Source organism: Sinomonas mesophila, assembly GCF_001999765.1.
In the GTDB taxonomy this organism is placed as follows: domain Bacteria; phylum Actinomycetota; class Actinomycetes; order Actinomycetales; family Micrococcaceae; genus Sinomonas; species Sinomonas mesophila.
The window spans coordinates 22,927-34,752 of the sequence record NZ_KV908329.1; the positions used below are offsets into that span (position 1 = coordinate 22,927).

Genomic DNA, 11,826 nt, shown 5'->3' on the forward strand with positions numbered 1-11,826 from the left:
ACTTGAGGAGGTGAAACTTCAGATGCCAGACGCGTATGCCTCGGGACGGTGGCATGTGCTGCCGGGCCGGGAAGACGAGTTCCAAGTGAAGTGGAGGGAGTTCTTGGAGTGGACGCATCAGTTCCATCCGGCGATGGTCGAGGCGAGCCTGCTCCAGTCAGTCGCGACGCCCAGCGAATTCCTGTCGTTCTCGGAGTGGAAGGACACCGACGCACGAGAGCAGTGGAAGAACGACCCTGGGTTCGCTGTGAAGTTGTCGGCGTGCCGTGAGCTCTGCGAACGCATGTCCGGCAGCGACTACGAACGCGTAGTACACGTCCCGTAAATGCTCAAGGAGGAAACGATGGGACTGCAACTGGGTGATATCGCACCCGATTTCTCGGCCAAGACCACTGCCGGCGAGATCCGCTTCCACGACTGGCTCGACGAGTCCTGGGGGGTCCTGTTCTCACACCCCAAGGACTTCACGCCGGTCTGCACGACCGAGCTTGGCTACATGGCCAAGATCAAGCCCGAATTCGACAGGCGCGGAGTCAAGATCATGGGCCTCTCCGTGGACTCGACGGCGGATCACGAACGGTGGGCCGCCGACATCGAGGAGACGCAGGGGGCTCGCCCGAACTACCCCGTGGTCGGCGACGACGACTTCGCCGTGGCGAAGCTGTACGGCATGCTCCCGGCCGCCACGGCCGGGGACGCCAAGGCCCGCACGCCCGCGGACAACCAGACCGTGCGCAACGTGTTCGTGATCGGGCCGGACAAGAAGGTCAAGCTGATCCTCGTCTATCCCATGACCACCGGTCGCAACTTCGACGAGGTGCTGCGCGTCATCGACTCGCTGCAGCTCACCGCGAAGCACCGCGTGGCGACGCCGGTCAACTGGAAGCAGGGCGAGGACGTCATCATCGCCGGCTCGGTCAAGAACGACGAGGCCCGCGAGATCTTCGGCGAGTGGAAGGAGCCGAAGCCGTACATTCGGATCGTCCCCCAGCCGGCATGATCGCGGACTGGATCAGGCGCGCGCAGGGCCTCGGCAATGCCGAGGCCCTGCGCATCTGGGCGGTGCCGAGGCCCTGCGCATCTGGGCGGTGCCGAGGCCAGCCCTCACGCCGGGCGGGCCCTGAGGTATTCGCGCAGCCCCGGAATCGCGAAGTCCACTCTGCCGTAGCCAGCCTGCTCGATGAGGCCCGCCTCGATCAGGCGAGCGCGGTAGTTGCTGACGGTGTTCAGCCTCGAAGGGCTGCCGATAATCCAGCCGTGCGGCGGGCAAGCGGAGGCGTCAGAATCCTGCTTGTGGCGATCAAGATTTTCGTTCGAGTCGGGGAACTGCACTTCCGGATCTTCAGGATCGACCGGGCACGGGGAGGCCACCTGATCCACGGGGAGCTCACCCCCTTCCAGCTTTGGCTACCTTGGCCCGGGTTGACGGAAGTCCACTTCAGCTACCCAGAGGACGGCAACTTCCACTACACCTACAAGTTCGGAGCAGAAGGGACCGTGCGGGGGTATTGGAACGAAACCGTAATTCACTCCTACGGTCCTGAAGGGGATCGCACCTTGGTACCGCGTACCGACGACAACTGGATGCTTTTCAACCACATGGCCCCGGTCTACAAGGCCCCGGCGCTCAGGGATTACGCCGAGGGACCTGAGTTCTTCCCCTTTCCGGGGGGAAGTTTCAACACCGATCCGGAAGTTCCGTATTACACCAGAGAGAACGCTTCGTCGTCGAGACCCAACAGCCGGAGGGATATTGAGGTGGAGGCGGGCAGCGGCATGGTCTCCATCAATGCCTTCTTCGTAGGCAAGGGCCACGCGTTTAACAGTGGCCCCACATCCACGTGATGGTTCTGTCTTAGAGCGGCGAGGGCCCGTCCCGGGTTTCAGAGGCCGCACAGCACGGCGAGGCCCCGGGTACTGGCGGCCCCGGGGCCCGTGCTGCCAGCGCAGCGGGGTGGCAAATCCCTCCTAAGGACATGAGCAGAGCTTGTCACGCGCCGCCAATGTCCCGCAGGAGCTGTTCGCTACAGGGTGAGTCGCAACCCGCCCGACGAGCATGCGGCAGCACAGCTACCCTGTGTAAGCCTGTGTAAGCCTGTGTACCTTGTGAATCTTGTGTATCTTCGCTGGACAACAAGGAGGTCCAGCGCGCACCTGCGGAGGCTGCAGCCCACTACGCCGGGCCCGCACCTTTCTCGGCGCGGGCCCGGCGTGCACTGCGGTCGCGTCGCTCGTGGCGGCCGCCGGCTCGGGCGAGCCGACGGACGACGGCGCCGCCTCTCCGTCGTGCGCGGCCTCGCCGCCCGCCTGGGCGAGGGTCATGCCGCGGGTCTCCTCGGCGAGGAAGAGGCACAGGAGGAAGCCGGCGAATTTGACGGCTGCGGCGACGAGCATCGTCGGGCCGATGCCCCAGCCCGCGAGGGAGATCACCCTGTAGGCGATGTCCACCAACGACTCCATGTCCCGGCCGCCCCTTCCTCGCCTCGTGTCGGCTGTCTCACACTACAGGGCTGGGGGTGGCGGACTACGGCGAGGTGGTCCTCCGTCGCCTGCGACAGCTGGTAATGGTTTGGCGGCCCTTCGGATCTAAGCATGGTTGAGGGTGCCGGCGTGGCGTTGCGGCGCTGAGAGAGGTCGAGGTCTTCAGGATAGGTAGCGACCAAGCAACCCAACCGAAGACCTCGACATGGACCACTGTACTTGTGGGCCCGGAGCGCGGTGGTGCGCCCGGGCCGATGCCCTGTTCCATTTCCCCGGCCTGCACGTGCTCGAGGTCAGCTTCGACGATGCCGACGGGCGTCTGTGCGTGACGGTCGAGACCGACGCGGACATCGGCGGGTGTCCCGGATGCGGATGCGTGGCCCGTCGGGCACGGCCGCCGGGTCCACACTGTCGCGGACACGCCCTGCTTCGGTACCCCGGTGCGGGTTCGCTGGCTCAAGAGGATCTGGCGCTGCCCGGAGCCAGCGTGCCCGAAGAAGACGTTCTCCGAGGCCCACCCGTTCGCCGCCCCGCGAGCGAAGCTCAGCGCGCGGGCGGTCTGCTGGGCCACGGACGCGCTCGAGCGCGACGACACGTCCGTGTCGGCCCTGGCCCGGGCACCTCGGGGTGGACTGGGGCACCGTCTGGGACCCGGTCGCGGCCGAGGCCCAGCGCCGCCTCGCCGATCCAGGACGGCTCGCCGGCATCGACGCGCTGGGTGTGGACGAGCATCTCTGGTCCCACACCGGCCCGCCCGGATCCGGCATGGTCACCGGCATCGTGGACCACACCCTCGGCGCTGACGGGAAGCCCAGGGCCAGGCTGCTGGACCTGGTCGAAGGGCGGTCCGGGCCGGTCTACCGGGACTGGCTCAAGGACAGGGGCGAGGCCTTCCGGACAGGGGTCAAGGTCGCGGCGCTGGACCCCTTCCAGGGCTACAAGAACGCCATCGACGACCAGCTCGAAGACGCCGTTGCGGTGCTCGATGCCTTCCACGTAGTGAAGCTCGGCACCGCCGCCGTGGACGAGGTCCGCCGGCGCGTCCAGCAGGCCACCCTCGGCCACCGCGGCCACAAAGGGCGACCCGCTCTACGGGATCCAGCGCACCCTGCGCTGCGGGGCCGAGCGGCTCACCGAGAAGCAGAAGGCCCGTCTGGCCAGGGCATTCGACGCCCACAGCGAGCACTTCGAGGTCGAGCTCGCCTGGACCTGCGCCCAGCAGCTCCGCTCCGTCTACACCGCCACCGACCCCGCCGTCGGCAGGGCGATCGCCGAGCAGGTCCTCAAGGCCTTCCCGTCCTGCCCGATCCCGGAGATCGCCCGGCTCGGGAAGACCCTGCGGCGATGGCGGCAAGCGTTCCTGGCCTACTTCGACACCAAGGGCGCCTCCAACGGGCCCACCGAGGCCGTCAACGGGGTCATCGAAACCACCCGCCGCATCGCCCGCGGATTCCGCAACTTCGCCAACTACAGACTCAGATGCCTGCTCTCAGCCGGCGGCCACCGACCATGGAGGAAAAACCCGAACCATGCTTAGATCCGAAGAGCCGGTTTGGCCGGGCTCTAGAGGGCATCAGGAGGCGGATGCGCCGACATGGGCAACCACGCTGAACTCGTAGGTCAAGCCCTTCGACCATCCTGGCCAAAAGACTGCAAGTAGGGAAGGACCGCCGCGCGCTTCAAGACAACATCACGCAAAGCACTCTGAGTATTGCTCCTCGGCTTATACCCATCGATTGAGGGGTAGCCTGCTTCCTTCAGCACGTGGCTGATATTGCAGAATTTGTAATCTACAGATTGCCTTGACCTGCCCGTTTTGGCCTGGATCTCCCGGTTATAGCCCGCCTTGACGTAATTTGCCGATGACAGTTCGTATTCAAGCATTTCGAAATAGATGTCAACAATGACCCGGATTTCACCAAGTGTCCAGGGTGCGTTGCGCCCAGATGCGGTATCAGGCATCGCTCAGGCCTCATCATCCATCGAGCCGAGGAACGGAAGCCTCAGTCAATGAGCTGTAGAATGGCCACCTCGCGAGAGCCCATCCACTCAATTCGGCAGCACGTGCTGCAAGAACCTCCGGCGTCCAGTCCACATTTTTGAAGTAGATGTTTTTCGTTGTTGAAAACACCGTCTCGGCCTGAAGCAATTCTCTGGCCTCACCCCAGCTTCGATCTTGCTTGGAAGAATTGGCGGGCCCGGAGAGGGGAACCAAATTTGCCCATGTATTGACCCACTGCGCGTGCTGCTCGGGAGAGAATTTGTCGGCCCAGTGCTGGTTGTATTTCTGTGGCATTACATGATCAATGGTCATGGCAGGCAGCATCTTCATCACATCGATCTTCGACTGGTCATGCTCGTATTCTGCCAATATGAACGGGGCGACTCTTCGGCCGTATAGCGACCCGGACACGACAGCCGCCGAAAATTGCTCATCGGAGGGATAGACAACAGTCTTGCTCACGATAGACTGCCGGACGCCTAGCGGACTCCACCCCGCATCGCTCCAAAGTTTCTTGAAGATTGCGTGGAGTCCAGTTGGTTCGATTCCCAGGAGCGCACGCCGCACGAGAAATGCTTCAATGATGTCGAGGCATGCCACGGCGTCTTCCACTGGGGCATCGCCTCCCAACGTGGCCGTCAGTAGCTGCATGGCATAGGGATACAGGGTTGAAGGACGATTCAGCCCATTGAGTCGAAGTATGCCCGCGTGCAAGTCCTTGTCGAACGCCGTGACATTCCCTGAGTCGATGGCGTTGTATGCCGCCTGGTGGCGCGACAGGTCACCCATGATCTCCTTGAGCTCCTGCTTCGCGGTGAACTCCCCGTCAGACGTGATATCACGCCAGTGCTTTACCAGCCGTTTGAACGTCGTAGCTTTGGTGATCGTCGAGTCGACGGTCAGGGCGAAGGGAAAGAAATAGCTCTCTCGTGATGCGGCGTTCGGGAAGTTCTCCTCAAAAGATTGCCACTCCGAGGCGTACAGCTGGAGCGCCATCGATGCGTCATCCTTCAGACGCTTGAGAACTTCATTTCGCACTAGGTCGATGAGGCCCAGACGCATACCCTCCTTATTGAGACGGTCGAAAACCTCATTCGCATCATGAAAGTCTCCGAGACGGATCTCAACGAATTCGAGTTGGTCGAGTAGCACGTCTCTAAGGTGAGCTATCCTCTCAACCACATCTGAGCCCTCGAGGGGTTGCCCGAGTTCATCGAGGAGCGTACGCTCTTCGATCTTTCTTCGAACGAGGGAGAAAGACTTTGTCATATTGCCTTCTGCATCGCCAGCCTGGGCCGTAAGGTCCAGGACAACGTCGTACTCCGCCAAGGCAATTTGCATTATGGAATTGAACTGATGAGTATCTCGAAGCGTTGGGCGGAGCCTCGGGCGGTAGCGAGTGTCACTCTTTGTACTGACGAGGTAATCGCTGTATAGATCGTTGGCGATAACGCGTCCCTCATCGCCCCATTTCCGGGCGATGCTTGCAAGGGCCACCACCGTGAGGTACATCGTAGTCAGACGCTGTTGCCCGTCTATGACCCAGTATTGGCCAGCCTTGCTGGCTGTCTGCCCCTGCTCATCATCGAAGACCAGGGCCCCCAGGAACCTACTTTGGTACTGACCATCAAGGACGGTGTCGATGTCATCCCACAGCTGATTGATCTGCTGCTGGCCCCACACATAACTGCGCTGGAATAGCGGGCAGTAGAGCTGCACCTGGTCTCCGAGCCGCTGTCCAAGTCTGATTGGCTCCGCCTGAAGTCCGTTCGTGTTCGCCACACTTACCCCCCGAGTCCATCCAGATCGATATTTCTTGGCCAGGGTACCTCAGGGCCGATCCAACGAAGCCGAGCGTTGAAGCCAGCATGTGCCGAGGCCCATTAGGCGATAGCAGACGGGTTCAAGCAGAAGACGGCGCACAACCATCAGCCCGAAGTCACAAATTGTGATCCCCATACTCAACATCGAACAAACCCGTCCTTAGGTCCTGTCGGAGTTAGACTTCGAGTAGGTGACCCAATGCTGGTGCCCCCCGCCACAGCCCCAGCGACGTAGTCTCTTCCCCATGACAGCCTCCCTCGCCATCACCGGCGCCACCGGGGCCGTGGGCGGACTCGTCGCCCGCGAGCTCGCGGCCGAAGGCCTGCCGCTCGTCCTGCCCGCGCGGAACGAGGCGAAGGCACCCGAGCTGCCCCACGCCGTCGTGCGCCCGGCCGACTACGCCGACCGCAAGCTCTGCGAGGACTCCCTGGCGGGGATCGAGACGCTGTTCATGGTCTCGGGCCGCGAGAACGAGAAGCGGCTCTCCGAGCACTTCTCCTTCATCGACGCGGCCGCGGCGGCGGGGGTGCGGCACGTCGTCTACACGTCGTTCATGGGCGCCGCGGCGGATGCGACGTTCACCCTCGCCCGCGAGCACTTCCACACCGAGGCGCGGATCAAGGCCTCCGGCATGGGGTGGACGTTCCTGCGGGACTGCCTCTACGCCGACCACCACGCCGCGATCGCCGCGGGGGAAATGGCAGAGGTGAGCCACGACGTCGAGCGCCTCACCGGACGCCGCCCGATGTCCCTCGAGGAGGTGCTCGCGGCCCCGAGGTGACCGCGCGAAGTCTTCGCCCGGGACGGCGGCGGCGGTACTGTGATGTAGATCACATCGGCGGCGCGGAGGCAGCGATGGCACTGTTCCTCATCACGTACCACGGGATGGCGTATCCGGACATCGAGTACGCCACGGCCAGCCGCAAATCCTTCCGCGCATGGGCCAAGGAGGCTCTGGGCGACGCACTGGTGGAGTTCGGCGCGCCCCTGCTGCAGTCCGGGCAGATGGCGGTCGGCCAGCCGGCCGACGCGGTCGAGATCGACGGCTACTCGATCATCCGGGCCCGCTCGTATGGGGAGGCCCGCGCCATGCTCGAGGGCCACCCCTTCCTCAAGGAAGGCGGCACGATCCAGATCAATGAGTGCATGGAGGTGGACGCCTGACGAAGGCGGATTAGCGGGGGCGGAGCCTGACGAAAAAATCGGGCTAGCGGCAGACCGGTCTAGATGCTAATTTCGTGTGACGGCCATCACGCGCCTACGGCGGCAGCATCGACTGCCCCTGGGATGCGATCTGGACGAACCTACCGTCGAAAGCCTCCGACCCGACCAGGGCTCCAGCAAGCGGAGCTGGTATGTCGGCTGCCTAAGCGGTGCGCACTACTGTCTTTCACAGGAAGCGAGGGTGGATCAATGGAGATCGTCGTCGTCGAGTCCCGGCCCCTCCCCCAAGGGGTGTCCGGACAGGTCCCACATCAGGAGCAGCTGGACCCGGGTAGATGGCAGGATCGGGCACTCGGGGCCCTGATGGGTGCAGGGATGAGCGAGCAGACGGCCCAGGAACAGGTCCCCCGACTCTTGGCCGGAGACGTCTGGTCCGGCTGATGCCATAGTCCGGGACTAGCCGAGCCGCGTTCGGACGATCTCGCTCACGGCCTTGCCGTCGAACCGCCCCGCGACCTCTGCGGTGACCGGCTTCATGACGGCGCCCATCTGCCGCACGCTGGGCTCCTGCCCCTCGGCCCGGAGCCCAGCGATGACGCGGTCCACGATCTCCTCGACCTCGGCCCGGGTCAGTGGCCGGGGCAGGTAGCCCTCAATGACCTCGGCCTCGGCGATCTCCGCCGCGGCCCGTTCCGCCTCGCCGGCCCCCGTGTAGATCGTTGCCGTCTCGCGGCGCTTGGTCGCCTCCTTCTGCAGGAGGGCGGTGACCTGGGCGTCGTCGAGGGCGACCGGCGTCTTGCCGGACTTCTCCCGCGTCTCGATCTCGCCGAGGACGTTGCGGATCGTGCCGAGAGCCGTCTTGTCCCCGGACTTCATGTGGGTGACCAGGTCGGCGTGGAGGCGTTCCTTGAGCGTGGACATGAGCGCACCTTCTTCCCTTTCTAGGATCGTAGGCCCGCGGGGCCGGCGCCGCAGCGATGACGTTGGAGAACATCCGCGCGCCTAGACCGAGGTGCCGCTGAGGCCTCTGGGGCTCGGCGGCGCCTCGGTGTACCATCGGGACACGCTTGCCGCCGAAGGCTGGGCTCAGGTTGCTTGCTGCGTAGCCAAGCATCGAGGGAGTGCGACTATGAAGAAGGCAGTTCTCGCCAGTCTCGCAGCGGTGGTCATCGGGTTGTGCCCGCTGACCCTGCCACCCGCAGCGGGGGCGGCGAGCCCGACCGAACACGTCGAGGGGCAGATCCTCGTCAAGTTCCGCAACGACGGCGCGCGGGCCGGCGTCCTCCGCCAGCACGGGCTCAGCGACGGCCCGAGCATCGGCAGCACCGGTGCCCGCCTCATCCGGGTGCCGGCAGGCAAGGAGCTGCGGCTCGTCGCGGCGCTGGGCAACAATCCGGCGGTCGAGTATGCCGAGCCGGACGCGGTCGCGACCGTCGCGACGGCCGACGAGTACTTCCCCCGCCAGTACGCCCTGCAGAACGACGGCCAGTCGTTCACGAACACCGCAGGCACCGTCACCGTGGCCGGCGGCAAGGCAGATGCCGACATCGACGCCGTCGACGCGTGGACTGTCACGACCGGCGGCGGGACGAAGGTAGCCATCCTCGACACGGGCGTCGCAACCGACAACGCCGACATCACGCCCAAGGTTGCCGCACGCGCCAACTTCAGCTCGTCGACGAACGGCGAAGACTTCTACGGCCACGGCACCCACGTGGCCGGCATCGTCGCCGCCACCGCCGACAACACCGTCGGCGTCGCCGGCGTGTGCCCCGGGTGCACGATCCTCGACGGCAAGGTCCTCAACGACGCCGGGTCGGGCTCTGCCTCGAGCATCGCCCGGGGCATCGACTGGGCTGTCGCCCAGGGCGCGAAGGTCATCAATATGAGCCTCGGCATGCGCGTCTCGTCCAGCACCCTCGAGATTGCCGTCAACAATGCGTGGAAACAGGGTGCGGTGATCGTCGCCGCGGCCGGCAACACGGGCACGCAGTCCAAGATCTACCCGGGCGCCTACACCAACGTCATTGCCGTCGCCGCCACCGACAACAGGGATGCCAAGGCGTCCTTCTCGACCTACGGCGCCAAGTGGGTGGATGTCGCCGCCCCTGGGGTGAACATCTACTCGACCTTCCCGAACCACGCGTTCGCCCTCGGCGACGCCTATGGCCGGTCTCCGGGCTTTGACATCGCGAGCGGCACGTCGATGGCCTCGCCGATCGTCGCCGCCACCGCCGCGCTCGCCTGGAGCGCACACCCGGGCTCCACCAACGCATCGGTCCGCCAGAAGGTGGAGTCGACCGCCGACAGGATCAAGCCCGGCACGGGCTCCTACTGGGCACATGGGCGCGTGAACGCGGGCAAGGCCGTCCGCTAGCTCGCCCGTCCGCCAGGGCTGCGGCTTCACGTCTCCTTGCCGTGGTGGGCGGGGTCGTCGCTCGCGTCGCCCCCGCGCAGCTCGGCGTCGGGCACATCCATCCCCGCTGCAGCCTCGTCCAGGCCGGGCACGCCGGAGGGCACGTCCTGCTTGTCGGGACGGACGCCCTGGGCCTGCTCCCTGATGAGCTGCTCCTCCTCGGAGAAGCGGAGGTCGTTGGCCGCGTCCCCGGCGTCCTGGGGCTCGACGTTCTCGGGCTCGTAGGGGCTGCGCTCGTTCTGGTTCTCGCTCATGGCACAGAAGTACCCTGTGGGAGTCCGAGTCAACCAGCGGCAGCCGGGTAACTGTCCACTGGGGTCTGTTCCGGACGCGCTGGGGTCGCCCGGGACAGGCCTCTGCGAGCCGGGCTCGCCCGGGGTGGAAGGGACACCGGGAGCAGAAGGGAACGCATATGCGATCGCTCTGGCAGGAACGGGCAGAGACCCTCGGATCGGACGGCTTCCACGCGCGGGGCCACTACGACGTCGTCGTGGCCGGCGCCGGGATCACGGGGCTGACGACGGCGGTCCTGCTCTCCCGGGCGGGGCGCAGCGTCGCGCTGCTCGAGGCGCGCCGGGTCGGCGCGCTGACGACGGGCGGGACGACGGGCAAGGTCAGCCTCCTCCAGGGGACCATGCTCAGCCGGATCCGCACCCACCATGGGGACAAGGTCTTGAAGGCCTACGTCCAGGGCAACCTCGAGGGGCAGAAGTGGCTCCTGCGCTACCTTGACGACCACCGCGTCCCCTACCAGACCCGCACGGCGTGGACCTATGCCGAGCGCGGGGGCGCCCTAGGCCCGCTCGAAGAGGAGCACGCAGCGTGCGCCGCGGCGGGCCTCGACGCGCGGCGGGGCGACGCTGCCGAGCTCCCCTTCCGCACGGCAGGCGCGCTGCGCCTCGAAGGGCAGGCGCAGGTCGACCCGATGGACGTCCTCGCGGCCCTCGCGTCGGAGCTGCGCGCGCGGGGCGGGGCGCTGGTGCAGGGCATCCGCCTGACGGGCGCGGACACCGGGCGGGCCCGTCGCGGCGGCCCGATCGAGGTCGCGACCGACCACGGCCCGCTCACCGCCGACCGCATCGTCCTCGCCACAGGGACCACCGTTCTAAATCGTGCGGGCCACTTCGCGCTCCTGACCCCGAGCCGCGCATTCGCCGCCGCCTTCTCCGGCCCCGAGCGCCACGAGGGCTTCCCGCAGGGCATGTACCTCTCCCTCGACACTCCCTCGCGCTCGATCCGCTCGGTCCCCCCGCTCCCCGGCCATCCCGAAGCGCACGGCGCGGACGACGGCGGGCCGCGTCTCGTCGTCGTCGGCGGCGCCTTCCGGCCGGGCAGGGCCCCGACGGCGGCGCTGCGCACCGAGCTGCTCGACTGGGTGCGCGAGCGCTTCCCCGGCACCACGCCCACCCACGTCTGGGCCGCGCAGGACTACTACCCCGCGAGCGCCGTGCCACTCGTCGGCGCGCTGCCGGGCACCGGCGGGCGGATCCATTCCGCGACCGGCTTCGGGAAGTGGGGCCTCGCGAACGGCGTGGCGGCGGCGATCTCGATCGCCGCGGACATCCTCGGCGGGAACATCCCCTGGGCCCGCGAGCTCTACCACGCCGGCCTAAGCGGACGCGGCGCCGAGGAGGCGGCCTCGCTCAACCTCGGCGTCGTTGGCCGCCTCGCGGCCGGCTGGGCCCAGGCCCTCGCCGCGGGGAAGGGCAGGCCGCCCGCCGGGGACTGCGAGGTCGCCGGGACGAAGCACCACGTCTCGCGCGTCTGCACGCACCTGGGCGGCGTGCTCCAGTGGAACGAGGCCGAGCGGACCTGGGACTGCCCGCTGCACGGCTCGCGGTTCTCGTGCGAGGGGATGGTGGTCAACGGCCCCGCGGTGAAGCCGCTGCGGCGGGGGTAGAGGCGGTGAGCGGACGACGGCGGGGGGGGGGCCCCCCGC

13 protein-coding genes and 1 pseudogene are annotated in these 11,826 nt (G+C 66.3%); 8 read left to right on the top strand and 6 right to left on the bottom strand.

Annotated elements, in window-relative coordinates:
- Positions 1-22 precede the first annotated feature (22 nt).
- On the top strand, positions 23-325 hold the full coding sequence (locus BV907_RS09225; protein WP_077489441.1) for an antibiotic biosynthesis monooxygenase family protein: 303 nt from the start codon (positions 23-25) through the stop codon (positions 323-325).
- Between the two features lie 18 nt (positions 326-343).
- Positions 344-1,000 (top strand): peroxiredoxin, encoded by a 657-nt coding sequence (locus BV907_RS09230; protein ID WP_077489442.1) that lies wholly within the window; start codon positions 344-346, stop codon positions 998-1,000.
- A 104-nt stretch (positions 1,001-1,104) separates the two neighbouring features.
- On the opposite strand, the gene BV907_RS19330 is transcribed toward BV907_RS09230, so the two are convergent.
- Positions 1,105-1,380, bottom strand: coding sequence for a hypothetical protein (locus tag BV907_RS19330; protein WP_245827880.1), 276 nt, complete (start codon positions 1,378-1,380; stop codon positions 1,105-1,107).
- A 42-nt stretch (positions 1,381-1,422) separates the two neighbouring features.
- On the opposite strand from BV907_RS19330, the gene BV907_RS18330 reads away from it, so the two are divergent.
- The gene (locus BV907_RS18330; protein WP_139346691.1) at positions 1,423-1,845 is read left to right on the top strand and encodes a hypothetical protein; all 423 of its coding nucleotides are present in this window, start codon (positions 1,423-1,425) and stop codon (positions 1,843-1,845) included.
- Positions 1,846-2,070: 225 nt separating this feature from the next.
- On the opposite strand, the gene BV907_RS18840 is transcribed toward BV907_RS18330, so the two are convergent.
- Positions 2,071-2,460 carry a hypothetical protein gene (locus BV907_RS18840; RefSeq protein ID WP_077489444.1) on the bottom strand — a complete coding sequence of 130 codons (390 nt, stop codon included), beginning with the start codon at positions 2,458-2,460 and terminating at the stop codon, positions 2,071-2,073.
- Between the two features lie 226 nt (positions 2,461-2,686).
- On the opposite strand from BV907_RS18840, the pseudogene BV907_RS19770 reads away from it, so the two are divergent.
- Positions 2,687-4,018 (top strand): annotated as a pseudogene (locus BV907_RS19770) (ISL3 family transposase).
- 83 nt (positions 4,019-4,101) lie between these two features.
- Here the strand turns inward: BV907_RS19770 and BV907_RS18340 are convergent.
- Both BV907_RS18340 and BV907_RS09250 read right to left on the bottom strand, forming a co-directional pair.
- Positions 4,102-4,443 (bottom strand): hypothetical protein, encoded by a 342-nt coding sequence (locus tag BV907_RS18340; RefSeq protein ID WP_139346692.1) that lies wholly within the window; start codon positions 4,441-4,443, stop codon positions 4,102-4,104.
- Positions 4,444-4,456: 13 nt separating this feature from the next.
- On the bottom strand, positions 4,457-6,265 hold the full coding sequence (locus tag BV907_RS09250) for a DUF262 domain-containing protein (protein ID WP_077489445.1): 1,809 nt from the start codon (positions 6,263-6,265) through the stop codon (positions 4,457-4,459).
- 286 nt (positions 6,266-6,551) lie between these two features.
- On the opposite strand from BV907_RS09250, the gene BV907_RS09255 reads away from it, so the two are divergent.
- Both BV907_RS09255 and BV907_RS09260 read left to right on the top strand, forming a co-directional pair.
- The gene (locus BV907_RS09255; protein WP_077489446.1) at positions 6,552-7,088 is read left to right on the top strand and encodes an NAD(P)H-binding protein; all 537 of its coding nucleotides are present in this window, start codon (positions 6,552-6,554) and stop codon (positions 7,086-7,088) included.
- A 74-nt stretch (positions 7,089-7,162) separates the two neighbouring features.
- The gene (locus BV907_RS09260; RefSeq protein WP_077489447.1) at positions 7,163-7,471 is read left to right on the top strand and encodes a hypothetical protein; all 309 of its coding nucleotides are present in this window, start codon (positions 7,163-7,165) and stop codon (positions 7,469-7,471) included.
- A gap of 456 nt (positions 7,472-7,927) precedes the next feature.
- Here the strand turns inward: BV907_RS09260 and BV907_RS09270 are convergent, their stop codons facing one another.
- A complete protein-coding gene (locus tag BV907_RS09270; RefSeq protein ID WP_077489449.1) occupies positions 7,928-8,392 on the bottom strand; it encodes a GatB/YqeY domain-containing protein in 465 nt (154 codons plus the stop codon).
- 208 nt (positions 8,393-8,600) lie between these two features.
- Here BV907_RS09270 and BV907_RS09275 point away from each other — a divergent pair, with 208 nt between their 5' ends.
- Positions 8,601-9,848, top strand: a complete 1,248-nt coding sequence (locus BV907_RS09275) for a S8 family serine peptidase (protein WP_077489450.1) — start codon at positions 8,601-8,603, stop codon at positions 9,846-9,848.
- 26 nt (positions 9,849-9,874) lie between these two features.
- Here the strand turns inward: BV907_RS09275 and BV907_RS09280 are convergent, their stop codons facing one another.
- The gene (locus BV907_RS09280) at positions 9,875-10,141 is read right to left on the bottom strand and encodes a hypothetical protein (RefSeq protein WP_077489451.1); all 267 of its coding nucleotides are present in this window, start codon (positions 10,139-10,141) and stop codon (positions 9,875-9,877) included.
- A 158-nt stretch (positions 10,142-10,299) separates the two neighbouring features.
- Between BV907_RS09280 and BV907_RS09285 the strand changes: the two genes are divergently transcribed.
- The gene (locus BV907_RS09285; protein ID WP_077489452.1) at positions 10,300-11,787 is read left to right on the top strand and encodes an FAD-dependent oxidoreductase; all 1,488 of its coding nucleotides are present in this window, start codon (positions 10,300-10,302) and stop codon (positions 11,785-11,787) included.
- The last annotated feature ends 39 nt before the right edge of the window (positions 11,788-11,826 follow it).

Coding starts and splice junctions, on each gene's coding strand:
- BV907_RS09280 (WP_077489451.1), bottom strand. CDS start 10,141: ATGAGCGAGAACCAGAACGAGCGCAGCCCCTACGAGCCCGAGAACGTC.
- BV907_RS09260 (WP_077489447.1), top strand. CDS start 7,163: ATGGCACTGTTCCTCATCACGTACCACGGGATGGCGTATCCGGACATC.
- BV907_RS09225 (WP_077489441.1), top strand. CDS start 23: ATGCCAGACGCGTATGCCTCGGGACGGTGGCATGTGCTGCCGGGCCGG.
- BV907_RS09275 (WP_077489450.1), top strand. CDS start 8,601: ATGAAGAAGGCAGTTCTCGCCAGTCTCGCAGCGGTGGTCATCGGGTTG.
- BV907_RS18340 (WP_139346692.1), bottom strand. CDS start 4,443: ATGCCTGATACCGCATCTGGGCGCAACGCACCCTGGACACTTGGTGAA.
- BV907_RS09270 (WP_077489449.1), bottom strand. CDS start 8,392: ATGTCCACGCTCAAGGAACGCCTCCACGCCGACCTGGTCACCCACATG.
- BV907_RS18840 (WP_077489444.1), bottom strand. CDS start 2,460: ATGGAGTCGTTGGTGGACATCGCCTACAGGGTGATCTCCCTCGCGGGC.
- BV907_RS09230 (WP_077489442.1), top strand. CDS start 344: ATGGGACTGCAACTGGGTGATATCGCACCCGATTTCTCGGCCAAGACC.
- BV907_RS09255 (WP_077489446.1), top strand. CDS start 6,552: ATGACAGCCTCCCTCGCCATCACCGGCGCCACCGGGGCCGTGGGCGGA.
- BV907_RS09285 (WP_077489452.1), top strand. CDS start 10,300: ATGCGATCGCTCTGGCAGGAACGGGCAGAGACCCTCGGATCGGACGGC.